At 66.2% G+C, this 23,996-nt stretch carries 19 protein-coding genes and 1 tRNA gene; 9 read left to right on the top strand and 11 right to left on the bottom strand.

The annotated features are described in order from the left end of the window. Positions 1-910 precede the first annotated feature (910 nt). The gene (locus tag V5G24_RS19175; RefSeq protein ID WP_394085078.1) at positions 911-1,801 is read right to left on the bottom strand and encodes an N-formylglutamate amidohydrolase; all 891 of its coding nucleotides are present in this window, start codon (positions 1,799-1,801) and stop codon (positions 911-913) included. 213 nt (positions 1,802-2,014) lie between these two features. Here V5G24_RS19175 and V5G24_RS19180 point away from each other — a divergent pair, with 213 nt between their 5' ends. From V5G24_RS19180 to V5G24_RS19205, 6 genes are all read left to right on the top strand, one after another. Next, complete coding sequence (locus tag V5G24_RS19180; protein WP_509292329.1) at positions 2,015-2,341, top strand: response regulator; 327 nt, start codon at positions 2,015-2,017, stop codon at positions 2,339-2,341. Positions 2,342-2,413: 72 nt separating this feature from the next. Next, positions 2,414-2,488: transfer RNA gene (locus tag V5G24_RS19185), tRNA-Val, on the top strand. A 172-nt stretch (positions 2,489-2,660) separates the two neighbouring features. Continuing rightward, positions 2,661-2,984, top strand: a complete 324-nt coding sequence (gene hmuQ, locus V5G24_RS19190) for a heme-degrading protein HmuQ (protein WP_394085077.1) — start codon at positions 2,661-2,663, stop codon at positions 2,982-2,984. Between the two features lie 120 nt (positions 2,985-3,104). Then, on the top strand, positions 3,105-4,178 hold the full coding sequence (hemH, locus tag V5G24_RS19195; protein WP_394085076.1) for a ferrochelatase: 1,074 nt from the start codon (positions 3,105-3,107) through the stop codon (positions 4,176-4,178). Positions 4,179-4,784: 606 nt separating this feature from the next. Beyond that, on the top strand, positions 4,785-5,768 hold the full coding sequence (locus V5G24_RS19200) for an SPFH domain-containing protein (RefSeq protein ID WP_394085075.1): 984 nt from the start codon (positions 4,785-4,787) through the stop codon (positions 5,766-5,768). Positions 5,769-5,774: 6 nt separating this feature from the next. After that, positions 5,775-6,215, top strand: a complete 441-nt coding sequence (locus V5G24_RS19205) for an NfeD family protein (protein WP_394085074.1) — start codon at positions 5,775-5,777, stop codon at positions 6,213-6,215. Between the two features lie 31 nt (positions 6,216-6,246). Here the strand turns inward: V5G24_RS19205 and V5G24_RS19210 are convergent, their stop codons facing one another. From V5G24_RS19210 to V5G24_RS19225, 4 genes are all read right to left on the bottom strand, one after another. Beyond that, complete coding sequence (locus V5G24_RS19210) at positions 6,247-6,900, bottom strand: LbetaH domain-containing protein (RefSeq protein WP_394085073.1); 654 nt, start codon at positions 6,898-6,900, stop codon at positions 6,247-6,249. Beyond that, positions 6,897-7,619 carry a DUF1045 domain-containing protein gene (locus tag V5G24_RS19215; RefSeq protein WP_394085072.1) on the bottom strand — a complete coding sequence of 241 codons (723 nt, stop codon included), beginning with the start codon at positions 7,617-7,619 and terminating at the stop codon, positions 6,897-6,899. Before V5G24_RS19215 ends, V5G24_RS19210 begins: the two co-directional genes overlap by 4 nt. A gap of 152 nt (positions 7,620-7,771) precedes the next feature. Next, positions 7,772-8,902 (bottom strand): alpha-D-ribose 1-methylphosphonate 5-triphosphate diphosphatase, encoded by a 1,131-nt coding sequence (locus tag V5G24_RS19220; RefSeq protein WP_394085071.1) that lies wholly within the window; start codon positions 8,900-8,902, stop codon positions 7,772-7,774. Positions 8,903-9,026: 124 nt separating this feature from the next. Further along, positions 9,027-10,592 carry a hypothetical protein gene (locus V5G24_RS19225; RefSeq protein WP_394085070.1) on the bottom strand — a complete coding sequence of 522 codons (1,566 nt, stop codon included), beginning with the start codon at positions 10,590-10,592 and terminating at the stop codon, positions 9,027-9,029. A 271-nt stretch (positions 10,593-10,863) separates the two neighbouring features. On the opposite strand from V5G24_RS19225, the gene argB reads away from it, so the two are divergent. The 3 genes from argB (at position 10,864) to V5G24_RS19240 (ending at position 13,886) form a co-directional block, all read left to right on the top strand. After that, positions 10,864-11,769: an acetylglutamate kinase gene (gene argB, locus V5G24_RS19230; protein WP_394085069.1), complete on the top strand. Its 906-nt coding sequence runs from the start codon at positions 10,864-10,866 to the stop codon at positions 11,767-11,769. Between the two features lie 93 nt (positions 11,770-11,862). Beyond that, positions 11,863-12,582: a pyrimidine 5'-nucleotidase gene (locus V5G24_RS19235; RefSeq protein ID WP_394085068.1), complete on the top strand. Its 720-nt coding sequence runs from the start codon at positions 11,863-11,865 to the stop codon at positions 12,580-12,582. A 56-nt stretch (positions 12,583-12,638) separates the two neighbouring features. Further along, positions 12,639-13,886 (top strand): GGDEF domain-containing protein, encoded by a 1,248-nt coding sequence (locus V5G24_RS19240; protein WP_394085067.1) that lies wholly within the window; start codon positions 12,639-12,641, stop codon positions 13,884-13,886. An 8-nt stretch (positions 13,887-13,894) separates the two neighbouring features. Here the strand turns inward: V5G24_RS19240 and V5G24_RS19245 are convergent, their stop codons facing one another. The 6 genes from V5G24_RS19245 to dnaK all read right to left on the bottom strand — a co-directional run bounded on the left by V5G24_RS19245 (position 13,895) and on the right by dnaK (position 23,796). Next, positions 13,895-17,374: an indolepyruvate ferredoxin oxidoreductase family protein gene (locus V5G24_RS19245; RefSeq protein ID WP_394085066.1), complete on the bottom strand. Its 3,480-nt coding sequence runs from the start codon at positions 17,372-17,374 to the stop codon at positions 13,895-13,897. A 214-nt stretch (positions 17,375-17,588) separates the two neighbouring features. Next, positions 17,589-18,641, bottom strand: coding sequence for a nickel/cobalt transporter (locus V5G24_RS19250; RefSeq protein ID WP_394085065.1), 1,053 nt, complete (start codon positions 18,639-18,641; stop codon positions 17,589-17,591). Between the two features lie 79 nt (positions 18,642-18,720). Next, positions 18,721-19,362, bottom strand: coding sequence for a DUF1007 family protein (locus V5G24_RS19255; protein ID WP_394085064.1), 642 nt, complete (start codon positions 19,360-19,362; stop codon positions 18,721-18,723). Then, positions 19,359-20,483: an acyltransferase family protein gene (locus V5G24_RS19260; RefSeq protein WP_394085063.1), complete on the bottom strand. Its 1,125-nt coding sequence runs from the start codon at positions 20,481-20,483 to the stop codon at positions 19,359-19,361. The genes V5G24_RS19255 and V5G24_RS19260 overlap by 4 nt, the downstream gene beginning before the upstream one ends. Before the next feature lie 67 nt (positions 20,484-20,550). Continuing rightward, entirely contained in the window at positions 20,551-21,717 is a 1,167-nt protein-coding gene (gene dnaJ, locus V5G24_RS19265; RefSeq protein ID WP_394085062.1) for a molecular chaperone DnaJ, read from the bottom strand. A gap of 180 nt (positions 21,718-21,897) precedes the next feature. Then, on the bottom strand, positions 21,898-23,796 hold the full coding sequence (gene dnaK / locus V5G24_RS19270) for a molecular chaperone DnaK (RefSeq protein WP_509277130.1): 1,899 nt from the start codon (positions 23,794-23,796) through the stop codon (positions 21,898-21,900). Between the last annotated feature and the right edge of the window lie 200 nt (positions 23,797-23,996).

Genomic DNA, 23,996 nt, shown 5'->3' on the forward strand with positions numbered 1-23,996 from the left:
CATTAAGCGGTGAGCGCCAAACCATTGAAAATGCAGATAAGTTTACTTTCTGAGCACGCTTAAAATATGAGCAGGACGCCGGCTTGATGCTGATGGGGAAGGAGCCCATATTGATGCGGCGCGGTATTGCTTGCTGCGATGCCGCTGCCCTCCTTGGGCGTTTCCTCCCTAGACTTGGGCCGCTCCGAAATTCGTGAGCGGCCCTTTCTTTTGCGGCCTTTGCGGCCGTCTTCCCCTCTTAAAACCTCAGCTCGCGATCGGGCCCTTATGGCGCGGCGCCCGATCCGTTTCGAGATCGGGTTGCGCCCGTCTCGCACGGTGCGTCCGCCGCACCGCCTTCATCTCACCCTGGCGATTCGTCCGGCAAGAACCGGCCCGCCCGTCACTGCGAATGCATCCGCTTCCGCCGCGATGCTCTCACGCGCTCGAAATGGTAACCGGAAACCCCGACACGCCGTTGCGCGTGTTCTTTTCGCTCCGGAACCTGTGGCTCAAATGACACGCGTGCGCCGCACTGGCGAGATTTGAGCCCTTTCGGCAGGATTGAGTCGCTTATTTTGCACACCACCGCTTCAAAATTTGCCCTTCACACACCGCTTCGAGATCCAGAATTCCTTATTATTCAAAGGGTTACCCTGGTATACAAGAGTGCGACAAACGACCACTTGATTTTTGGCACCGCAATGGGCTATTGCTGCATTGCGACATGGCGATTGGCGTCGCTGTGTCGCTGCCCTCCTTGGGCGTTTCCTCCCTAGACTTGGGCCGTTCGCTCTGCGGGCGGCCCCTTTCTTTTTGAGCCGACTGCATCGAGGCAATCGGTCTCCGGGGGCTATCTCTCTACGAAATCGCCCCGTGCGCAAATTCGTATATCTGCCATTCGAAAAACGCAAGGCACCTTTTTTATGCCTTATTCGGCGGCAGCCGCCCGAGGTCCCGTCAGGGCCTCCGCCGTGCGTGCGACAACCCCGGCCATCGCCGCGCAAATGTCTGCCCGCACACGATAAAAATCCGCAGCGCGCTGATAATTCGCCTCGTCCATGTAAAGACCGCGATTGATTTCGATCTGCACGGCATGCAGACCGGCCGCCGGATTTCCATAATGTTCGGTGATGTAGCCGCCCGCATAGGGCTTGTTGCGCACCACCGCATAGCCGCGCCCGGCCAGTTCCTGCTCCAGCGCATCGGTGATGAAGCCGGCGCAGCTCGTGGCATAGCGATCGCCCAGCACGATATCGGCGCGCGCGCCCTCCTCCCGGCCGGGACCGGAGGGCATGGAATGGCAATCCACCAGCACCACCGCCCCGAAACTGCGATGGGTGCGGGTGATGAGGCGCCGCAGGGCCTGATGATAGGGCTTGTAAAAAGTCTCGATGCGCTCCAGCCCCTCGCTCACCGTGAGGCGGCGAAAATAAATATCCTGCGCCTCGCCTACCACGCGCGCGATAGTGCCAAGCCCACCGGACACCCGCAGCGAGCGCGTATTGGCGAACGCCGGCAGGCGGCCTTCGAACATGCGCGGGTCGAGCTCGTAGGGCTCGCGATTGAGGTCCAGGAAGGCGCGCGGGAACAGAGCCCGCATCAGGGGCAGGCCGCGGGAGACCACGTCCGCGAACAATTCGTCCACGAAACTGTCTTCCGACCGGCGCAAGGTATCGAAATCCAGCCGCGTCTGCTCCATGAAGGCGCGCGGATAGATTCGCCCGCTGTGCGGCGAATTGAACACGAACGGCGCCGTGACCGCCTCGGGAAGCAGGATATCGAAGGCCGGATCGATGGTATCGGCAAGGCAGGCTGTCATCGCTGGCTCAAATGATCGGTTGGTGAGCCGGCGGCCCGCATTATGATGCCCGGCGCGGCGGTGTTTTGGAAAGAGGCGAGAAGGTTCACTTCGAATTTACCCGAATGCGCGAAACAAGCCATGGACGCTGCTGCCAGGACGCCGACGGCGCAGCACATGTAACAAGGGGACGAAGGCGTGTCGAAGATCCTGCTCGCCGAAGACGACAATGATATGCGCCGCTTCCTTGTGAAAGCGCTGCAAAATGCGGGCTACCAGGTGGCCTCTTTCGACAACGGCCGTTCCGCCTATGAGCGCATGCGGGAGGAGCCGTTCGAACTGCTGCTCACCGATATCGTCATGCCGGAGATGGATGGCATCGAGCTTGCCCGGCGTGCCACCGAGCTCGATCCCGATCTGAAGGTCATGTTCATCACCGGCTTCGCCGCCGTGGCGCTGAACGCCGATGTGGAAGCCCCGCGCGAAGCCAAGGTGCTCTCCAAGCCGTTTCATCTGCGCGATCTGGTTTTTGAAGTCGGAAAAATGCTGGCCGCGGCGTGAGCGGGGGATATCCGCCGTCCACGCCTTGCATCGCTTAAAACTTGCCGATATAGAGGCCTCCTTCCAACGGATGGGCGCGTAGCTCAGCGGGAGAGCATCACGTTGACATCGTGAGGGTCACAGGTTCGATCCCTGTCGCGCCCACCATCCGGAAGCCTTTCATTATAGCCATTCTGATTTGCGCGGCGACAGCTGGACACAGGCGCGCGCCGCTGCATTCTCCCCTAGCTTGACGCGTCCGCCGGCGGCGGATGCCGCGCCCTCCGCTCGCCGCATGGCAAGCGGGTGAATGGGCGGACGCGGGGATCAGGAGACACGCATGTACATTGCCATGAACCGCTTCAAGGTGAAGCAGGGGTCCGAGGCCGAGTTCGAGCGGGTGTGGCGCGAGCGCGACAGCTATCTCGCCACCGTGCCGGGCTTCGTCGCCTTCAACCTGCTCAAGGGGCCGCAGAAGGAGGAGTACACCCTCTATGCCTCCCACACCCATTGGGCCTCCAAGGAGGATTTCGAGGGCTGGACGCGCTCGGAAGCCTTCCGCGCCGCCCATGCGAGCGCCGGCACCAACAAGGTGAATTATATCGGCCCGCCCGAGTTCGAGGGCTTCGAATCGGTCCTCGCCCTGACGCCGAACGCGGCCTGAGGCGCCGACGGTATGCGGGCGCGCCGACGTAAAGTGAACGCAGCCGCCGCACCGAGCGGCTGCGTTTCGCATTGACCTTGTGCCCGCAAAGCCTCATCTCGCCTCGCAAGAGGAGAGACCATGACCCCGTCCCCCGCGCCCGCAGCCGCCCCCTTCGGCGATGCCACCCATTTCCCCAAGGACCATCCGCAGGTGTCCCATGGGCGTATCGGCGTGCTGCTGGTCAATCTCGGCACGCCGGAAGCGACCGATTATTGGTCCATGCGCGCCTATCTGAAGGAATTCCTCTGGGACAAGCGCGTCATCGAGGTGAACCGCGCCTTGTGGTGGTTCATTCTCAACGCCATCGTGCTCACCAAGCGGCCCGGCCCCAAGGGCAAGGATTATGAGAGCATCTGGAACAAGGAGCGCAACGAGGGGCCGCTGAAGACCATCACGCGCTCCCAGGCGGAAAAGCTCGCCGCAAGCCTCAAGGACACCGACGGGCGCATCCTGGTGGATTGGGCCATGCGCTATGGCAAGCCGCCCATCGGCGAGCGCATCGAGGCCCTGCAGAAGGCCGGCTGCGAGCGCATCCTGCTCGTGCCGCTCTATCCCCAATATGCCGCCGCCACCACCGCCACCGTGTGTGACAAGGCGTTCGACAAGCTCAAGACCATGCGCTGGCAGCCGATCCTGCGCGTCGCCCCGCCCTGGCACGACGATCCGGTCTATATCGAGGCCGCCTGCGCGGCGCTGGAAGGGCATCTGGCGCAGCTCGATTTCGAGCCCGAGGTGATCCTCGCCTCGTTCCACGGCGTGCCGAAATCCTATCTGCTGAAGGGCGATCCCTATCATTGCCAGTGCGCGAAGACCGCCCGCCTCATGCGCGACCGGCTCGGCTTCTCGCAGGAAAAATTCCGCCTCACCTTCCAATCGCGCTTCGGCACGGAGGAATGGCTCCAGCCTTATACGGACAAGACCGTGGAAGCCCTCGCGAAAAGCGGCGTGAAGCGGCTCGCCATCGTCAATCCCGGCTTCACCGCCGATTGCCTGGAGACGCTGGAGGAAATCGGCGTCGAGAATGCCGAGATCTTCACCCACAATGGCGGGGAAAAATTCGCCGCCATCCCGTGCCTGAACGACAGCGCCGAGGGCATGCGGGTGATCGAAGCCGTGGTGCGGCGCGAACTGTCCGGCTGGATCGCTGGCTGAAGTCCCGCGCTGTCCCGCGACGGGACGGCGCGCCCCTGATCGCGAACGCGCCGGGAACAGACCGGGCGCGAATCGCTGCCTTCGGGAAAAACGCGCTTCGTTCCCCGAAAAGCGCACGGCGCGTTCGCCGGCTGCGCCGCCTTCTTCCCTGGATCCCGGCTCGGCGCTCCGGCGCGCCGTCGCTGGGCCGGGAAACGTTCTTCAGCCTGCGGACGGCGCGTCCGAATAACATTGCGGCGGCGCCGCTCGCGCGTCCCCGCCAAGCGCAGCACCGCAGGTGCGGAGCGCGTCCCGGCCAAGCGCAGCGCCGCAGGCGGGGAGCGCGAGCCGGGACCCAGCGCAAAAAGCCGCCGCAGGCGCTTCAATAACCGCTTCAATCCAGATGCGCTTCGTTCCCCGCCCTTCCCCTCGCGGCGCGCCCGTCCCGCAACGGGACGGTGACGATCCGCGATCCGAACGGCGGGGGAACGAACCGCGTCCGAATCGCTGCGCCGGCTCGGATCGCCGTTTGTTCCGCGCATGGCCACCGGGCGCTTGCGGCAGGGCGATGGGCGTGCCCATATCCCCCCGCCGCCCGGGAGCGCGGCGCTGCACGGGAGACACGCCATGCCGTTCGGACTGAATGCGTTCGCGCTGGTTTTTCTGGTGCTGGTCATCGCCGTGGTGTTCGCCGGCGTGAAGACCGTGCCTCAGGGCTATCAATTCACGGTCGAGCGGTTCCGCCGCTATACGCGCACGCTCTATCCCGGCCTCAACCTCATCGTCCCCTTCATCGACCGCATCGGCCAGAAGGTGAACATCATGGAACAGGTCCATGATGTGCCGACCCAAGAAGTCATCACCAAGGACAATGCCACCGTCTCGGTGGACGGGGTGGTGTTCTACCAGGTGTTCGACGCGGCCAAGGCGAGCTATGAAGTCACGTTGCTCGACACATCCATCATCGCGCTGACCACCACCAACATCCGCACCGTCATGGGGTCCATGGACCTCGACCAATTGCTCTCCCATCGCGACGAGATCAACGAGCGTCTGTTGCGGGTGGTGGATGCTGCGGTGTCGAGCTGGGGGGTGAAGATCAACCGCATCGAGATCAAGGACATCGTCCCGCCGGCCGATCTCGTCGCCGCCATGGGCCGGCAGATGAAGGCGGAGCGCGAGAAGCGCGCGGTGATCCTGGAGGCCGAGGGCCAGCGCCAGTCGGAAATCCTGCGCTCGGAAGGCGAGAAGCAGGGGCAGATCCTGCAAGCGGAAGGCAGGCGCGAGGCCGCCTATCGCGACGCCGAGGCCCGCGAGCGCCTCGCCGAGGCCGATGCCAAGGCAACGCAGATGCTCTCCGCCGCCATCACCGCGGGCGATCCCGCCGCGCTCAATTATTATATCGCCGAGAAATACGTGAAGGCGTTCGAAACCCTCGCCGGCGCGCCGAACCAGAAGGTGGTGCTGATGCCTTACGAGGGCACGGCGCTGCTGTCCTCGCTGGCTGGCATCGGCGAGATCGCGCGCGGCGCGTTCGGCGGCGAGGATGGGAAATCCATCCGCCGCGCGGGTCCCACCGGCCCCACCGCCGGCCCGGCGCGGGACGCCTGAGCGGCCATGGGCGAACTGCTCGAACAGTCCATCTGGGCCTGGTTCGTCATCGGCGGCCTGCTCCTGCTGGCCGAAGTATTCCTGCCGGGCGTGTTCCTGCTCTGGCTCGGCCTTGCCGCGCTTGCCACCGGCGGCGTGGCGCTGCTCGTTGTGCTGGCCTGGCAGACGCAGGTGATCGTGTTCGCGGCGCTAGCGCTGGTGGCGGTGCTAATCGCCCGCCAGATCACCCCCAAGCCGGACCAGGCGAGCGACCGCCCGTTCCTCAACCGCCGGGCGGAAGGCTATGTGGGGCGTGTGTTCACGCTGGAGCACGCGATCCACGAGGGCACCGGACGGGTGCGCATCGACGACACCATCTGGCGCGTGGAAGGCCCCGACTTGCCCGTGGGCGCGCAGGTGAAGGTGGTGGGCGCGGACGGCCCGGTGCTGCGGGTGGAGCCGGCCTGAGCCGCCGCCACCGGTGCGCGGGAACGTCAGGTCAGGGCTGCGGCTCGTCCACCGGAACGGCCTCGTAGCGCTCCAGGAACGCCTCGATCGAAAGGTTGCGGAAATCCTCCAGCGCCGCGCGCAGGGCCGCGTGGGGCCAATCCCACCAGGCCAAGGCCTGGAGCCGCGCGGCGATATCCTCGGGAAAGCGCCATTTCACGATGCGCGCCGGCACACCGGCGACGATGGCATAGGGCGGCACATCCTTGCTCACCACGGCGCCCGCCGCGATCACGGCACCGGTGCCGATGGTGCGGCCCGGCAGGATCACCGCCCCGTGCCCCACCCACACGTCATGCCCCATGTTGAGATGGTGGTCGCGCCGCCATTGGAAGAAATCGCCCTCGTCGGCGGCATCCTCGAAATAGGCCGAGGCGCGATAGGTGAAATGCGACTGGCTCGCCCGCCACATGGGATGATTGCCGGGATTGAGCCGCGTCATCGCCGCGATGGAGCAGAATTTGCCGATGCTGGCATAAGCGATGTCGGCATCATTGGCGACGTAGGAATAATCGCCCATGTCCACTTCGAGCAGCTTGGTGCGGGCGCCGACCTCGGTATAGCGCCCGAGCGTGGAGGCCCTCACCTGCGCGCCCTCGTGGATCAGCGGCGCGAGTCCGAGCTTCTTGGGGGCTTGCGGGCTCATGCCGGCATCTCCTGCACGGCTTCCACGCCGCCCAGCGGTGCGCGATGGAGGGCGCGGAAGCGCTGCCCGGCCTCGGCCTGGCGATAGATCGCGATCTCCGCGACCGGCACCGGAAGATGGGCGCCGCTGGCAGCATAGGCCTCGCACAGGGAATTGAGCGCATGGGCGCAGGTGGGTTCGTCGAGCGCGTCGGTCAGCGTCATGTGGAAGCGAAAATCTTCCAGCACAAAGGGATAGCCATAGCGGTGCAGATGCTCCAGCTGGCGGGCGGTGAGCCGCTCGGGCCGGCGCCGCGCCACCTCCTGCTCCGTGAGGGGCGCGCGCAGGCCGTCCAGTTCCACCACCGCGCAGCCGGCCAGATCCAGCAGGGCCGGCACCGGCGTGGGCGTCATCAGCGCCAGGAACGGGCCGAGCTGCTGCACTTCCAACGGCGGCAGCTCGAACGGGCGATAGCCGGTCGCGAAGGCGGAGACGGCGGCGAACAGATCGGCCTCGTCCAAGCCCTCGGCGAGGCGGAACGGCGCCTTCAGCGTGCCGTGGAACCCGTAGCGGCGCGGCTCCTGCGTCAGGGCATGCCAAGTCTCGGCGTCGAAACCGGCGAGCGCGGGCGGCGCGAGATCGCCGCCGGTGGCGGCATCATAGCCGAGCACGGCGGAGCCGAAGGCCCACAGGGCGCTGTCGCCGGGCGGCGCAAGATAGATGGCATAGCGCGGCGACATTCGATCCCCCATGCAAAACCGGCGCGGTGGGCGCGGACGGCGCGCCAAACTAGGGCCGCCCCGCGCCCGCGCAAGACGCGCCGCATTTTTTAAAGCATTTTCAAGCGAAGTGGAGACCGGTTCGCGTGAAGAAAATGCGACAGCGCAATGCGTTAGAACACCCGCGCACCTTCGACGAACACTTCCCGCACCACCGGCGTCTCCCCGTCGAGACGGAAGCGCAGGAGATCGGCGCGCAGGCCCGCTTCCAGCCGGCCGCGATCCTCAAGGCCCGCCATGCGCGCCGGACGCGCCGTGACCAGCGCCATGGCCTGGGGCAGCGCGATGCCCTGCCGGGTCAGCGCGAGCGCGCCCTGGAGCAGGCTCGCGGGCACATAATCGGAGGCCAGCGCGTCCAGCAGCCCGGCGGCCGCGAGATCCTTCATGGCGACCCCGCCGGAATGGGAGCCGCCGCGTACCACATTGGGCGCGCCGCCGATGGTGGTCAGCCCCGCCGCATGGGCGGCGCGGGCGGCGTCCATCGTGGTGGGAAATTCGGAAATCGTGCAGCCGGCGTCCTGCGCCATCGCCACATGGGCGGGCACGGTGTCGTCATGGCTCGCCAGTACGATGCCGGTGTCGCGCAGCAGGGCCGCCAGGCGGGAATGATTCTCCGCCACCGCCGCCCGCCCGCGCTCGGTGCGCTCGAGCACTTCCTGTTCCACCTCGTCGGCGCTCTTGCCGATACCGGACAGGAAGGTCTTCAGATGCTCCACATTGCGCCATTGGCGGGTGCCGGGCGTGTGGTCCATGAGGGAGGCGAGCGACAGCCGCTCCCGGCCGAGCTGCGGTTCCACAAGCTCCAGCACGGAGGGGTCGGTGAGCTCGCAGCGCAGGTGAATATGGTGGTCGGCGCGGAACAGCGGCGCGCCTTGCTCCACCGCCTCCAGCATCACGGTGAACAATTCGCGGCGCACGGATTTCGCCTGGTCGAACCCGCCCGCGCAGATGGCGTCGAACACCGTGGTGATGCCCGAGGCGACGGTCTGCCCGTCATGGGCGAGGGCGGCGGCGCGCGGATCGGGCCAGATCACCTTCGGGCGCGGCACGAAATGGCCTTCGAGCGCGTCGGTGTGCAGATCGATCAGCCCGGGGGCGATGTAGTCGCCGCCGCAATCCTGCGCCGCCGGAAGCTGGGAGCGCCCCTCGCCCACATCGTGGATGCGCCCGTCGCGCACCACCAGGGTTCCCGGAGCGATGCGGTCCTCGAACACGAGGAGCGCATGGGTCAGAATGGTCTCCATCACTGCCTTTCGATGGCCCCTGCTTTCGATGGCGCGGCGCGTGGCCCGCCGCGCGGACGGCCGCGCCACGCGCCTGTTGCCGGAATCGTCTGTCATAGATGGATGACGGCGCGGTGACCCGCAATCAGGATTCCGGCTTGGTCTTGACCACCTGGTAGAGCTGGAAGCGATCCCCGCTGTAGATCAGCTTCATTTCGTCGGGGTCGGGATTCTTGTCATTGGGCTCGGTGAACAGCAGATAGACATAGTCGAAATGCTTTGGCCACAGGTCCCAATAGCGCGGCCCGTCCACAGTGGGCTCCTCGGAGGAGAGCAGCATCTGTTCGAGGGTCGGCGGAGTGCCGTCCTCGGTGTCGACCCAGTCCTTATAAGGCGGGCGCACGCGCAGGATCTGCTTGCCGGGCACCGTGAAGGCGGTGGTGACGAGCGCGGATTTCTCGATCATGGCGAGGCAGGCGGCATGCACGAGGCCGAGGTCGCGCACGTCGTAGCCGCCCATGGGATCGGCATAGGCGACGAGCACCTTGGAGCCGCGCTTGATCTGCTCCACCGAGCCACGGAATGCCACGGTCCATTGCGACAGGCGGTTCCACACCAATTGCACCTCGCCGACGCGCACCGCCAGCAGCAGCAGGAGCACGATGGCGAACCCGCGCCGCGCCAGGCGGTGGCGCAGATCCACCTGGATGCAGGCGATCACCATGAAGGCGATGGCGATGGGGATGCGCTGGTCCGCCATATAGGTGGCGAAGAAGGTGCGCGGCAGCGCCAGATAGATCACTCCGCTCACGATCAGCAGCGGCGTGATCACCGGATGCAGGCGGATCAGGCGATGGCGCACCGCCCACAGGGCGGCCAGCAGCACGATGCCGGTGAGGGTGAAGGCGACATAATCGTAATAGACGTTCACCACCATCTCGATGCCGTCGATCTTGCCGCGCGGCTCCCACCAATCCTGCCCGGCGAGCTTCAGCGTCGGGCTTGCCAGCATCAGGGGCACGGTGAGGGCGAACGGAAAGCCGGCGGTGACGAAGCGCACGATGCGCAGGCGCAGCGGCCCTTCGGCGCGCTGCCACAGGCGGTAGAGCTCATACGACAGGATACCGATGCCATAGATGCCGGTCGCCACCAGATGGCAGAAGAACAGCATCAGCACGAACAGGCAGGAGACGAGATAGCGCCAGGGCCATGCCCGGTCGCGCAGCAGGATCCAGCAGGCGAGGGCGGTCAGCGCGAGGCCGATGCCGAAGATGTAGTTCATCACGCCGACCAGGAACACGCTGTTGTACAGCAGCGGGAAGGCGAGCAGCGCAATCGCCGACCAGGAGCCGAACAGGGCGCGATGCAGCAGCATGGTGCCGAAGGCGATCAGCGCGAAGGTGGCGAGCGTGAACACCTCGCCGGCCGCGTAGACGTTCATCACCCGCGCGAAGATCGGCACCACCAGATCCACCATCAGATTGGGGATCACGCTCCATTCGATGAAATAGAAGCGGGAAAGGTCAGGATCGCCCGGCACCGAGGCGATCACATGCATGCGGGCGAGATGGTTCACATAGTCCGACAGCGGCGGGATAGGATGCGTCAGGATCGGGATCGCCACCATGACAAGGCAGATAACAAAGAGCAGCGCGATGTAGCGGGGCCGCAAATCGAGCGCGCGTCTCGCATGTTGGCGTGAGGTCGGCATCAATATATCCTAAGGGAAGGCAGGCGGAAGGAAGGCACCGCCCCGCGCGCAGCACGGTTAGGCCGGGAAATGTGTTGGATACATGACCGGCCCGCGGGCGTTTCCCCGGCTTTCCCGGCAGCGGTTCCAAATCGCCGTTTTGTGACCTGCCAACGCTTTCCCCGCCTTGGCGGCCCGCCACGGGGCGGCGCAGTTAAAAACCGTTCGACTTTGCCTCCACATGCTCTAGAACGGCGCCGCCCCAAGCCCGATGATGTGAGAGGCCGAGCCGATGAGCGTGCAGGAACCCGCCGAGCTGGCGGAAGGACGATTGCAAGCCGAGGTGCTCGCCAAGGCCCTCCCCCACATGCAGCGCTATGACGATGCCATCATCGTCGTGAAATACGGCGGCCACGCCATGGGCGACGAGGCCGTGGCGCGCAATTTCGCCGAAGACATCGTGCTGCTGGAACAGGCCGGCGTGAACCCGGTGGTGGTGCACGGCGGCGGCCCGCAGATCGGCGCCATGCTCACCAAGCTCGGCATCAAGAGCGAATTCGCAGGCGGCCTGCGCATTACCGACAAGGCGACGGTGGAAATCGTCGAAATGGTGCTCGCCGGCTCAATCAACAAGCAAATCGTGGGCTTCATCAACGAAGCTGGCGGCAAGGCCATCGGCCTGTGCGGCAAGGACGGCAACATGGTGCTGGCCAAGAAGGCGAGCCGCGTGGTGGTCGATCCCGGCAGCAATATCGAGAAGGTGGTGGACCTCGGCTTCGTGGGCGAGCCGGACCAGGTGGACACCATGGTGCTCGACCAGATCCTCGGCCGCGAGCTGATTCCGGTGCTGGCGCCGGTGGCCGCCGCGCTCGACGGCGGCACCTATAACGTGAATGCCGACACCTTCGCCGGCGCCATCGCCGGCGCGCTCGGCGCCAAGCGGCTGTTGATGCTCACCGACGTGCCCGGCGTGCTGGACAAGGACAAGCAGCTCATTCCCCGCCTCACCATCGCCCAGGCAAAGGCGCTGATCGCCGACGGCACGGTCTCCGGCGGCATGATCCCGAAGGTGGAAACCTGCATCTATGCCCTGGAACAGGGCGTCGAGGGCGTCGTTATCCTGGATGGCAAGGTGCCCCACGCGGTGCTGCTGGAGCTGCTCACCGACCACGGCGCGGGCACCCTCATCACCCGCTGAGTCCGCTTTATCGACCCTGGCCGCCCGGCCAGGGTCGCGTTACGCGAAGAACAAATTAGGTACATCCGGCGGATCCGCACGGGGAGGCATGCCATGTCGTCAGTAACGCCGTCGCGTTCCTTCGAGGAAGTGGAGACCTGGGTCTTCGATCTCGACAATACCCTCTATCCCGCCCATCTCGACTTGTGGACGCAGCTCGACGCGCGCATGCGCGATTATGTGGCGCGCCTGCTCAAGATCAGCCACGAGGAAGCGTTCGTGGTGCAGAAGGATTATTATCGCCGCTACGGCACCTCGCTGCGTGGGCTGATGATCGAGCATGGGGTGGATGCGGGCGCGTTCCTGGCCCATGTGCACGATCTCGACCTGTCGGAGCTGGAACATTCCCCCCGCCTCGCCGCCGCCATCGAGGCGCTGCCCGGCGTCAAGCTGGTCTATACCAACGGCTCGGAGCAGCACGCCCGCAATGTGCTGGAGAAACTCGGGCTCGGTGGGCATTTCGCGGCGGTGCACGACATCGTGGCGGCGGAATTCCATCCCAAGCCGACCGAGGAGGCCTATCAGCGCTTCCTGCGCGCCCATGGCGTCGACCCCACCCGCGCCGCCATGTTCGAGGACCTCGCCCGCAACCTGGAGGTGCCGCACCGGATCGGCATGGTGACCACCCTCGTGGTGCCGCCCGGCGAGCGGATCGCGGCGCGCGAAACCTGGGAGTTCGAAGGCCGCGAAGCCGCCTATGTGGACTTCACCACTGAGGATCTCGCGGGTTTCCTGGAGCGGACTGTATCGCCGCTTTCTACAATGAGCGGTTGAAATAACCGGTCAGGCCCTGTACCCACCAACCGCGCGCCTCCAATTGCTGCCAGCTCATGATGCCGATCAACGCCGCCGAATGGATAGGATTGGTCCATGCGCCTCTGCTGGTGATCGGCGGAGCGCATCGCCGCGTGCAGCACGCCAATGCCGCCGCCGCGGCGCTTCTGGCATCCGATCCGACGGGGCAGGCCTTGTCCGAGCTGGTCGGCGATTTCGCCGCCGGCCGCCTCACCGCCATCCTCGACCAGACCTTGCCGGCGGACGAACTCGTGCTCGACTGCGTGCTGCCCACGGGAGTGGCGAAGCTCGGCTTCCGCTTCGCCCGGCCCGCCGGCACCGATGTCACCGTCCTGACGCTGGCGCGGCATGCCGCCGATACCGGGCCGCACCCCCCGGTGGTGGACTGGTCGCGCCTGCTCCAGACCGTGGTCGAGCGCCTGCCCGTCGGGGTGGAGATTTATGACAGCGGCTTCAATGAATTATACGCGAACCGCGTCTCCGACGACCTATTCCTGTACGACGACACGCCGCTTCGTCCCCATCACGATGCTTGGTGGGAGCGGGCCTTTCCCGATCCAGAAGTGCGCGGCCGCGCCATCGAGGAATGGCAGCGCCTGATCCAGGCCGCGCGCGCGAACCAGGACGGCGTGCTGCGCACCGAATGGGAAGTGGTGTGCCGGGACGGCGCCAACCGCATCATCCAGTTCCGCTTCCGCATCATCGGCGACACCTATGTGGTGGTATTCTGGGATGTGACGGAACGCCGCCGCCTGGAAGAGGAATTCCGCCGCCTCGCCGGCACGGACGCGCTGACGGAAACCTACAATCGCCGCCGCTTCTTCGAAACCGGGCGCTCGGAATTCCGCCTGGCCGAACTGTCCGGCCAGAATCTGTGCCTTCTGATGCTGGACATGGACCGCTTCAAGAAGGTCAACGACCAGTTCGGCCACGGCGCGGGCGACACCGTTCTGAAGGACGTGGCGGCGCGCTGCCGGGCGATCCTGCGGCAGAACGACATCATCGCCCGCATGGGCGGCGAGGAATTCGCCATCCTGCTGCCGGGCGCGGACAAGGAATATGGCGCCCGCATCGCCCAGCGCCTGATGGCCGCGATCCGCTCCGAGCCGATCACCAGCGGCGCCCTCACCTTCCACGTGCAGGCCAGCATCGGCATCGCGGTGCGCCAGGACGACGATGCCAACCTCGAAGCCATGCTGGAGCGCGCGGACCGGGCGCTTTACCTCGCCAAGGCGCGGGGACGCAGCCGCATCGTGATCGGCGATTCCACCTTGCGGTCTTAAGGCAACTCCTATTCCGCCGCCTGCGCGGGCCGCACAGGCGGGGCGCGGAAGCGGGCGAGAAGGGCGGCCTCCTCCGCTTTCGCGGCCACAAGATGCCGCGCCTTCACCGGGCCATAGCCGCGGATCTTCTCCGGCACGCTCGCGAGCGCGACGGCATGGGCGTGGTTATCGGCATCGAGCGCGCCGACGATCTCGCCCAGCAAGGCTTCGTACTCCGCGATGAGCGCCCGCTCGGTGCGCCGCTCGGCGGTGCGGCCGAACGGGTCGAGGGGCGTGCCGCGCAGGCCCCTGAATTTGGCGAGAAGGCCGAACGCCTTCATCATCCAGGGGCCGAACCGCATCTTGCGCGGCTCTCCGTTCGGCCCGTCGGCGCGGGCGAGCAGCGGCGGGGCGAGGTGGAATTCGAACTTCAGATCGCCCTCGAAGGCAGCGTTCACTTGGCGCTGGAACTCGCCGTCGGCGAACAGCCGCGCGACCTCATATTCGTCCTTATAGGCCATGAGCTTGTAGAGATTGCGGGCGACCGCCTCCGCCAATCCGCCGCGCCCGGGCGCACGGGCGGCCTCGGCGGCGCGCACGCGCTCCACCAGATCCAGATAGCGCCGCGCATAGGCCGCGTTCTGATAAGCGGTCAGCGCGGCCACGCGGCGGGCGATGATCTCATCCAGACCCTGGGAGAGCTTGCGCGCGTCGGTGGTGGCGGCGGTCGGGCCGAGCAGGGCTTCCACCCGCGCGGGCTCGTGCGCGGCGCGGCGGCCCCACAGGAAGGCCGCCTTGTTCATGGCCACCGCCTCGCCGTTCAGCTCCAGCGCCCGCAGGATCGCGTCCTGCGACACCGGCAGCGCGCCGAACTGATAGGCATAGCCCACCATGAAGATGTTCTGCGCCAGCGAATTGCCGAACAGCGCCACGGCCAGTCGACTGGCCTCTATGAGATGGGTCTTCTCCGCCCCCGCGAGGCCGGAGATGGTGCGCTTCAGCCGTTCCGTGGGCAGGGAATAATCGGCGTCGCGGGTGAAGTCGCCGGGCAGCACCTCGTGGGTGTTCACCACCACGATGGTGGCGCCGGGCTTCACCGCCGCCAGCACCTTCTTGGTGCCGGCCACCACGAGATCACCACCGAGGATCAGGTCGGCCCCGCGCGCGGGAATGCGGATGGCGGTGATGTCCTCGGGACGATTTGCAAGCCGGATGTGGCTGTAGACCGCCCCGCCCTTCTGCGCGAGGCCGGCCATGTCGATCATGCCGCAGGCCTTGCCTTCCAGATGCGCGGCCATGCCGAGGATCGCGCCGATGGTCACGACACCGGTGCCGCCGATGCCGGTGGCAATGATGCCATAGGTGCCGTGGATCTTCGGATGCTCGGGTTCCGGCAGCTCCGGCCAATCCTGGGCGCCGGAAGCCGCGCCGGCGGACTTCTTCGGTTTCGCCCCATGGACGGTCACGAAGGAAGGGCAGAAGCCGTTGACGCAGGAAAAATCCTTATTGCAGGAAGATTGGTCGATCTCCCGCTTGCGGCCCCACTCGGTTTCCAGCGGCTGCACGGACACGCAATTGGACTTCACGCCGCAATCGCCGCAGCCCTCGCACACCCGCTCATTGATGATCACCCGCTTGTCGGGATCGGGATATTGGCCCCTCTTGCGGCGGCGGCGCTTTTCCGAGGCGCAGGTCTGGTCATAAATCAGCACGGTGCAGCCGGGCACGGCGGCCAATTCGCGCTGCACACGCTCCAGTTCGTCGCGATGGTGAATGGTGAGGCCGGCGGGCCAGGCCTCGCCGTTCGCATATTTCTCCGGCTCGTCGGTGACGACGACGACCCGCTTCGCGCCTTCGGCCGCCACCTGCCGGGCGATCACCGGCACGGTGAGATTGCCTTCGTGATGCTGGCCGCCGGTCATGGCCACCGCATCGTTGAACAGGATCTTGTAGGTGACGTTCACCCCCGAGGCGATCGCCGCGCGCAGGGCCAGATAGCCGGAATGGTTGTAGGTGCCATCGCCGAGATTCTGGAACACGTGGCCGCGCTTGGAGAACGGCGCCTCGCCGATCCAATTGGCCCCCTCCCCGCCCATCTGGGTGAAGCCGGTGGTCTCCCGGTCCATCCATTGCACCATGTAATGGCAACCGATGCCGGCATAGGCGCGCATGCCTTCCGGCACGACGGTGGACGAATTGTGCGGGCAGCCGGAGCAGAAATAGGGAATGCGGGTGGCGACATCCCCCGTCGCGGCGAGCACCCGCTGGGCCTCTTCCAGCTCGGCGAGGCGGGCGGCGATGTCCGGCGGCAGGTCGCCATAGGCCAGCAGGCGCTTGGCGAGCGCGATGGCGATGTCATTGGGGTCGAGCGCGCCCTTCACCGGGAACAGCCATTGGCCCGCTTCATCGCGCTTGCCGATGCACACCGGCTGGTTGGCGGTGCCGTAGAGCTCCTCGCGGACCTGCACTTCGATGAGGGAGCGCTTCTCCTCCACCACCATGATGAGGTCGAGGCCGGCGGCGAATTCGCGCAATTGCACCGGCTCCAGCGGCCAGGGACAGGCCACCTTCCAGATGCGCAGGCCGAGATCGTTGGCACGCACCTCGTCGATGCCCAGTTCGTCGAGGGCGAGGCGCACGTCCAGATAGCTCTTGCCCACGGTGGCGATGCCGATGCGCGGGCGCGCGCCGCCGGAGGTGATGAAACGATTTAGCCGGTTGGCGCGCAGGAAATGCAGGATCGCGTCGCGCTTGTATTCCTGAAGCCGCTCCTCCTGGGCGATCGGCGTATCGCCGAGGCGGATGTTGAGCCCGCCCGGCGGCAAGGCGAAGCCGAGCGCCGGCTCGATGCGCACCCGGTCCACCCGCCCGTCCACGATGCCGGTGGATTCGATGGTGTCCTTCACCGCCTTAAGCCCGACCCAGGTGCCGGCGAAGCGCGAAAGCGCCCAGCCATAGAGGCCATAATCCAGGATTTCCTGCACCCCGGCGGGGTTCAGCACCGGGATCATCACATCGACGAAATGAAATTCGCTCTGGTGCGCGGTGGTCGAGCTCTCGCAGGTATGATCGTCGCCCATGAGCGCGAGCACGCCGCCATGCCGGGAGGTGCCGGCATTATTGGCGTGGCGGAACACATCGCCCGAGCGGTCGACGCCCGGCCCCTTGCCGTACCAGAGGCCGAACACGCCGTCATACTTGCCCTCGCCGCGCAATTCCGCCTGCTGGGAGCCCCAGAGCGCGGTTGCGGCGAGATCCTCGTTCAGCCCGCTCTGGAACAGGATATCGTTGGCGGTCAGGATCTTCTGCGCGCGGCCGAACTGCTGGTCCAGCCCGCCGAGCGGGGAGCCGCGATAGCCGGTGACATAGCCGCCGGTATTGAGCCCGGCGCGCCGGTCGCGCTCCTTCTGCATCAAGGTCAGGCGGACCAGCGCCTGGGTGCCGGAGACGAACACGTCGTCCTGCGTGAGGTCATATTTGTCGTCGAGCGAGACGGGCTTCATGGCCATGGGCGCCTCCGGTGCGACGCGGCGGCCGCTGGGCCGCTCTCCTTCGTGCGCCCATTGGGACGCCGACGCATCTTTTGATCTGCCTCAAAGCTTACACGCGCCCGCGCCCCCCGCAATTTCGTTGTTTGGAGGGATTGTGAAATGAAGTTGCTGAAAAAGGAGGCGCGGCGAATTTTGGTGCATCGCAGCGAAAACCCGTTGCAACAGCAAAGTTTTAGCCCGGCAGCAGGCGTTCGCTCACGGCATAGCCGGTCAGCAGGGCGACGCCGAAGAAGCAGACCAGCATGGCCGCCCCCATCTCGATGGTCAGCAGCAAAGCCGTGCCGCGCCCCGAGGCGATCGTGGCGAGCTTGACCGCCAGCCTCTTGCCATAGACCGCAAGCGCCGCGATGCCCGTAACCGTCAGCGCTGTGCCGAGGCCCATGGCGAAGGTGGCCGCGACGCCGCTCCAGATCACGCCCTGGGACAGAGCGAAGGTCAGCACCAGGATCGCGCCCGAGCACGGCCGCGCGCCGGCGGAGACCACCGCCACCGCCGCCCGCTTCCAACCGCCCCGCCCATCGAGCAGATGCGGGTCCGGCGCATGCTTGTCGCCGCAGCCGCAATCGGGTCCATGCACATGGCCCGCCGGCTGGCCGCGCAACACCGCGATCAGGCTGACCGCCTTGCGGAAGGCGAGATAGGCGCCGAACACGGCGATGCCGCCATAGGCCGCGATCTCCAGCACATTCATGGCGCCGGCCATAGAGGCGGCGGTGCCGCCCAGCAGGATCGCCAGCAGGCCGACGAACAGCACCGCCGCCAGCGCCTGCACCATGCCCGCCGCCAGCGCCAGCAGCGCCCCACGCCGCAGCGTGCCGCCATCCGCCAGCAGATAGGAGGAGATCACCGCCTTGCCATGTCCCGGCCCGGCGGCATGGAACACGCCATAGGCAAAGGAGAGCCCGGCCAGCAGGCCAAAGGCATTCCCATCCGCCTTCGCCGCCCGCACCGCATGGATCAGCGCGCGATAGAACTCGCTCTGCTTGGCGATGATAAAGCCGGTAAGGCCGGAGGGCGCAGGCCCCCCGGCGCCGAGCCCGAACGGCGTCGTCTTGGGACCGAAGGCCCCGGGCGCCGCGTTCAGCGCCTGCGCGATCGCCGGCTCCGCCACCAGCAGGATCAGGACCGCGACCGCGAGGCCCGCGACCAGGGTCCCCGCGAGCAGGCCCCCGGCGCGGGCGAACGGGTGGCGTCGGGCACGAGACGGCCGCCAGCAAAGCATCATGGAAGGCTCTTCCGGTAGGTCACATTTGAAACACATGAACTTCGCCCGAATCCCGCCGAAGGCTCGGCGAGAAGGCGCGTCATGGGCACTTCACCGCGACTTTGTCGGCGTATTGGGCGCCATACGTGCTGGAGGAGGTGAGGTTGGTGAAGAACTCCTCCCCGAGCTGCATGTTCTGCGGCTGCTCCGGCTGCACGGTCTGGAACGTGCAACCCTTCGGCGCCCCGGACAAAGACACGGGGTCTTTTTCGGCAAATTCGAACGAGACGAAATAGGTCGGATCGTAAATGTCGAAACTCATGCTGCCTTTGGCCGGGATGGGTTTTACCAGCGGCAGGAAGAAGTGAAGCGTCAGGGCTTCGTTCTCATAGGTCAGGTAATAATCGACCGGATCCTTGAACACGAGCTTCGCCGTCGCGGTCTTTGCCTTGACGAAATAATCATATTCTTTCAGCGAGGTCACATTGACCTCGGCCAGGGGCTTCAAGACGCTGTCGGGGTAAGAACCATCCTTGTTCCGCTCCAGACCCTGGAGGGCGAAGGCGGTGAAGGCGTCGTCGAACGTCCAGTCCTGCTTCAGCCCGGTGATGGTGCCGTCCGGGGCATAGACCACCTGGGTCTTCATGGTCACCCACACGTGGGGATGGGCCATGGCGAGCCCGGTCCCGCCCAACAAGGCCAGGAGGGCCGCAACACAGCTGAAGACGAATCGCGCAGTCATGCTTCCCCACATCTCGGCCCAGACTGATCGCCCGCGAGTTCGGCGGAATGGTGGCGGCCCTTTCGCGGGCGCGGCGTGGGGGCGCCGAACAACAGGCCGTCCAGCCGCAGCCGCTCCACCGCCAGCGTCGCCGCAAGCCCGAACGCAAAGCCGAATCCCCACAGGGCGAAGAACCCCGGCCAGCCCACCAGCCCCACCTTGGAAACCAGCATCTGCCCCGCTTTCAGGAACAGCGGCCCGTGCAGCAGATAGATCCCCATGGTCCGCCGGCCGAGAAAGGCGAAGCCACGCGCGAGCCGCCCATCCCCGCTCAGCAGACCGCGACCCAGCGCCATCAAACCCGCGAGATAGGGATAGACGATGAACAGGCTTCCAAGGCCGCGCGCCTGCGCAAGCGCCGCAAGCAGCAGCGCGCCGGCCCCCACCATAGCCTCACGCCCCGCAACCAGCGGCGCGAGACGGGCGAGAACGAGACCGGACAGGAACAGCGGCAGACCCCAGAACAGATAGACCACCGGATCCAGCACAGGCGCCGAAAGCAGGGGCGCGAGAAAGGTGGCGCGGGCCATAAGATTAAGGCCGATAGCCGCCAGCAGCAGCGCGACCCGCATCGCAATTCCGTGCCGCATCAACGGGATCAGCGGCAGAGCGGCGAGCCGCACCAGGAACAGGGCCGGGAGAAAATACAGGTTCTGCGCATGCGGCGCGCGGTAGAGCGTCACCAGTAGCGCCAGCGGATCATCCACTGGGATCAAATGCTCGGCCAGCAGGCCCCGGCTTTCGCCAATCCAGCGCAGGCCGGCGTAAAACAGCGAGAAGATGAGGAATGGCAGCAGCAATCGCTTCGCCCAGCGCGGCACATCGCGCCAGCGGGGCGGGCGCCCCTCATCGAGCCTGCGCGAGATCAGGAAGCCGTCCGCCGCGAAGAACAGCGGCACAGTCGCCGCCGACAGGAGGAAACCGAACCATCCGCCGAGCGAATCCAACGGGATGAAGCTGTAGGCCGCGGCATGGATACCGACCACCATGATGATGGCATAGCCGCGAATGGCATCGAGCCAGTCCAGGCGCCCGGCGTCGCGCGCGACCGCGCGCGGCACATTTCCCGTTCCCAACTCCATCGCGCGCCCTCCCGCCCCGCAGTTGGTCTAGGGCCGGACGGGGGCGGTCACAAGTGCGCGCGACCGCCTAATCGGCCTCGCCGGCGCCCTGGAAGAAATCCTTCACCTTGGCGAAGAAGCCGTTGGATTCCGGATTGGTCTCGCTGGAGCATTCGCGCTCGAACTCGGAGAGCAATTCCTTCTGGCGCTTGGTGAGATTCTGCGGCGTTTCCACCACCACCTGCACATACATGTCGCCATGGGCGCGCGAGCGCAGGATCGGCATACCCTTGCCGGACAGGCGCAGCCGCTTGCCGGACTGCGTGCCCTCGGGAATACGCACCTTGGTCTTCTCGCCGTCGATGGTCGGCACCTCCACCGAGCCGCCGAGCGCCGCCGTGACCATGGAGATGGGCGCGCGGCAATACAGGTCCGCACCCTCGCGCTGGAAGAAGGGATGGGGCTCAAGCGACAGGAAAATATAGAGGTCGCCCGCCGGTCCCCCGCGTACGCCGGCCTCGCCCTCGCCGCCGAGGCGGATGCGCGTGCCGTCCTCGACCCCGGCCGGGATCTGCACCGAAAGCGAACGTTCGCGCGTGACCCGGCCGGCCCCGCCGCAGGCGGTGCAGGGATCCTCGATCACGCTGCCGCGCCCCTGGCAGGCCGGGCAGGTGCGCTCGAGCGTGAAGAAGCCCTGGGCATGGCGGATCTTGCCCGCGCCGCCACACGTGCGGCACACCTTCGGCTGGGTGCCCGGCTTGGCGCCCGAGCCGGAACAGGTCTCGCAGATGATGGAGGTGGGAATCTTGATTTCGGCGGTCTTGCCGGCGAACGCTTCCTCGAGCGTGATTTCCATGTTGTAGCGCAGGTCCGCGCCGCGCCCGCGCCCGCCCTGGGCCCCGCCCCGGCCGGCGCCACCACCGGCGCCGCCGCGCCCGCCCATGGAGCCGCCGAACAGATCGTCGAAAATATCCGCGAAGGTGGAGGCAAAATCAGGCCCGAAACCCGCACCGCCACCGCCGCCGCCATTCTCGAAAGCCGCATGGCCGAAGCGATCATAGGCCGCGCGCTTCTGCGGATCCTTGAGCACTTCATAGGCCTCGCTGACCTCCTTGAAGCGCACCTCGGCGTCCCCGTCGCCCTGGTTGCGATCGGGATGCCATTTCATGGCCAGCTTGCGGTAGGAGGCCTTGAGCACCGTTTCATCGGCACCGCGCTCGCAGCCCAGAACATCGTAATAGTCGCGCTTTGACATGGCTTCGATTATCCGCCGCCCCGGTTCAGGCGCCCTCGACACAAAGATCGGCCGTCGCGCCGCTCCGGCTTGATCCGGCCGAACGCAAACGGCCGCACCGCCGGAAACGTCGACCCCCGGGACTGGCCCGGGGGTACCTTCGTTAGACGTTCACATGCACGTATTTGCCGCAGGCAAAAATCAAGCCGACTTCTTCTTGTCGTCGTCGACTTCGGTGAATTCGGCATCCACCACGTCGTCCGCGGGCTTGGCGGAAGCGCCGGGCTCGCCGCCCTGCTGGGCCGCATACATGGCCTCGCCGAGCTTGAGCGACACCTGGGCCAGGGCCTGCGTCTTGGCCTGGATCGCATCCACGTCGGAGCCTTCCAGAGCCGCCTTCAACTCGGTCAGGCCGGTCTCGATGGCGGTCTTTTCGGGGGAGCCGACCTTCTCGCCATATTCCGACAGCGCCTTCTCGGTGGAGTGGACCAGCGCCTCGCCATGGTTCTTGGCTTCGGCCAGGGCCTTGCGCTTCTTGTCTTCCGCGGCGTGCGCCTCGGCGTCCTTCACCATCTTCTCGATGTCGCCCTCATTGAGACCACCGGACGCCTGGATGCGGATCTGCTGCTCCTTGCCCGTGCCCTTGTCCTTGGCGGACACCTGCACGATGCCGTTGGCGTCGATGTCGAAGGTGACTTCCACCTGCGGCACGCCGCGCGGCGCGGGCGGGATGCCCATGAGGTCGAACTGGCCGAGGACCTTGTTGTCCGCCGCCATTTCGCGCTCGCCCTGGAACACGCGGATGGTCACCGCCGTCTGGCCATCTTCCGCCGTGGAGAACACCTGGCTCTTCTTGGTGGGGATGGTGGTGTTGCGGTCGATCAGGCGGGTGAACACGCCGCCCAGCGTCTCGATGCCCAGCGACAGCGGGGTCACGTCGAGCAGCAGCACGTCCTTCACGTCGCCCTGGAGCACGCCGGCCTGGATCGCGGCGCCGATGGCGACCACTTCATCCGGGTTGACGCCCTTGTGGGGCTCCTTGCCGAAGAACTGCTTCACGATCTCCTGCACCTTGGGCATGCGGGTCATGCCGCCCACCAGCACCACTTCGTCGATCTGGCCGGCGGAGAGGCCCGCATCCTTGAGCGCGAGCCGGCAGGGCTCGACGGTGCGCTGGATCAAATCGTCCACCAGCGCCTCGAACTTGGCGCGGGTCAGCTTCATGGTCAGGTGCTTGGGACCGGACGCATCGGCGGTGATGAAGGGCAGGTTGATTTCGGTCTGGGTCGCGGACGACAGCTCGATCTTCGCCTTTTCGGCGGCCTCCTTGAGGCGCTGAAGGGCCAGCTTGTCGTTGCGCAGGTCGATGCCCTGCTCCTTCTTGAACTCGTCGGCGAGATAGGTGACGAGGCGCATGTCGAAGTCTTCGCCGCCCAGGAACGTGTCGCCGTTCGTGGACTTCACTTCGAACACGCCGTCGCCGATCTCCAGCACCGACACGTCGAACGTGCCGCCACCGAGGTCATAGACCGCGATGGTGCCGGCCGACTTCTTGTCCAGGCCATAAGCGAGCGCGGCCGCGGTCGGCTCGTTGATGATGCGCAGCACCTCGAGACCGGCGATCTTGCCGGCGTCCTTGGTGGCCTGGCGCTGGGCGTCGTTGAAATAGGCCGGAACGGTGATGACCGCCTTTTCGACCTTCTCGCCCAGGAACGCCTCGGCGGTTTCCTTCATCTTCTGAAGGATGAAGGCGGAAATCTGCGAGGGCGAATATTTCTTGCCGTCCGCTTCCAGCCACGCATCGCCGTTGTCGGCGCGCACGATGTGATACGGGACGAGCTTCTTGTCCTTCTCGACGGTGGGATCGTCGTAGCGGCGGCCGATCAGGCGCTTCACCGCGAAGAAGGTGCGCTCCGGGTTGGTGACGCCCTGGCGCTTCGCCGGCTGGCCGACCAGACGCTCGCCGTCTTCCGTGAAGGCGACGATGGACGGCGTGGTGCGCGCGCCTTCGGCGTTCTCGATGACTTTCGGGGAACTTCCCTCCATCACCGCGACGCAGGAATTGGTGGTGCCGAGGTCGATGCCGATGATCTTGGACATGTACTTCTCCTTATCGGCAGACCGGCCGGGCCTTTGCAGCGCCCATGAAGGATGCCCGCGGGCCCCTCCCGCGGCTGTCCGCCGGTCCCCGTTGCATTGGGGTACGCTGTGATGACAGCGTTCGAGGCCGATATAGGAGGGGTCCTTAGGCGCCGCAAGGCATGCTTGGCCACGTGCCTCGCTTTTTCACCTTCTCGCGA

Origin of the sequence: Roseixanthobacter finlandensis (genome assembly GCF_043195105.2) — a bacterium.
Lineage (GTDB): Bacteria > Pseudomonadota > Alphaproteobacteria > Rhizobiales > Xanthobacteraceae > NCEH01.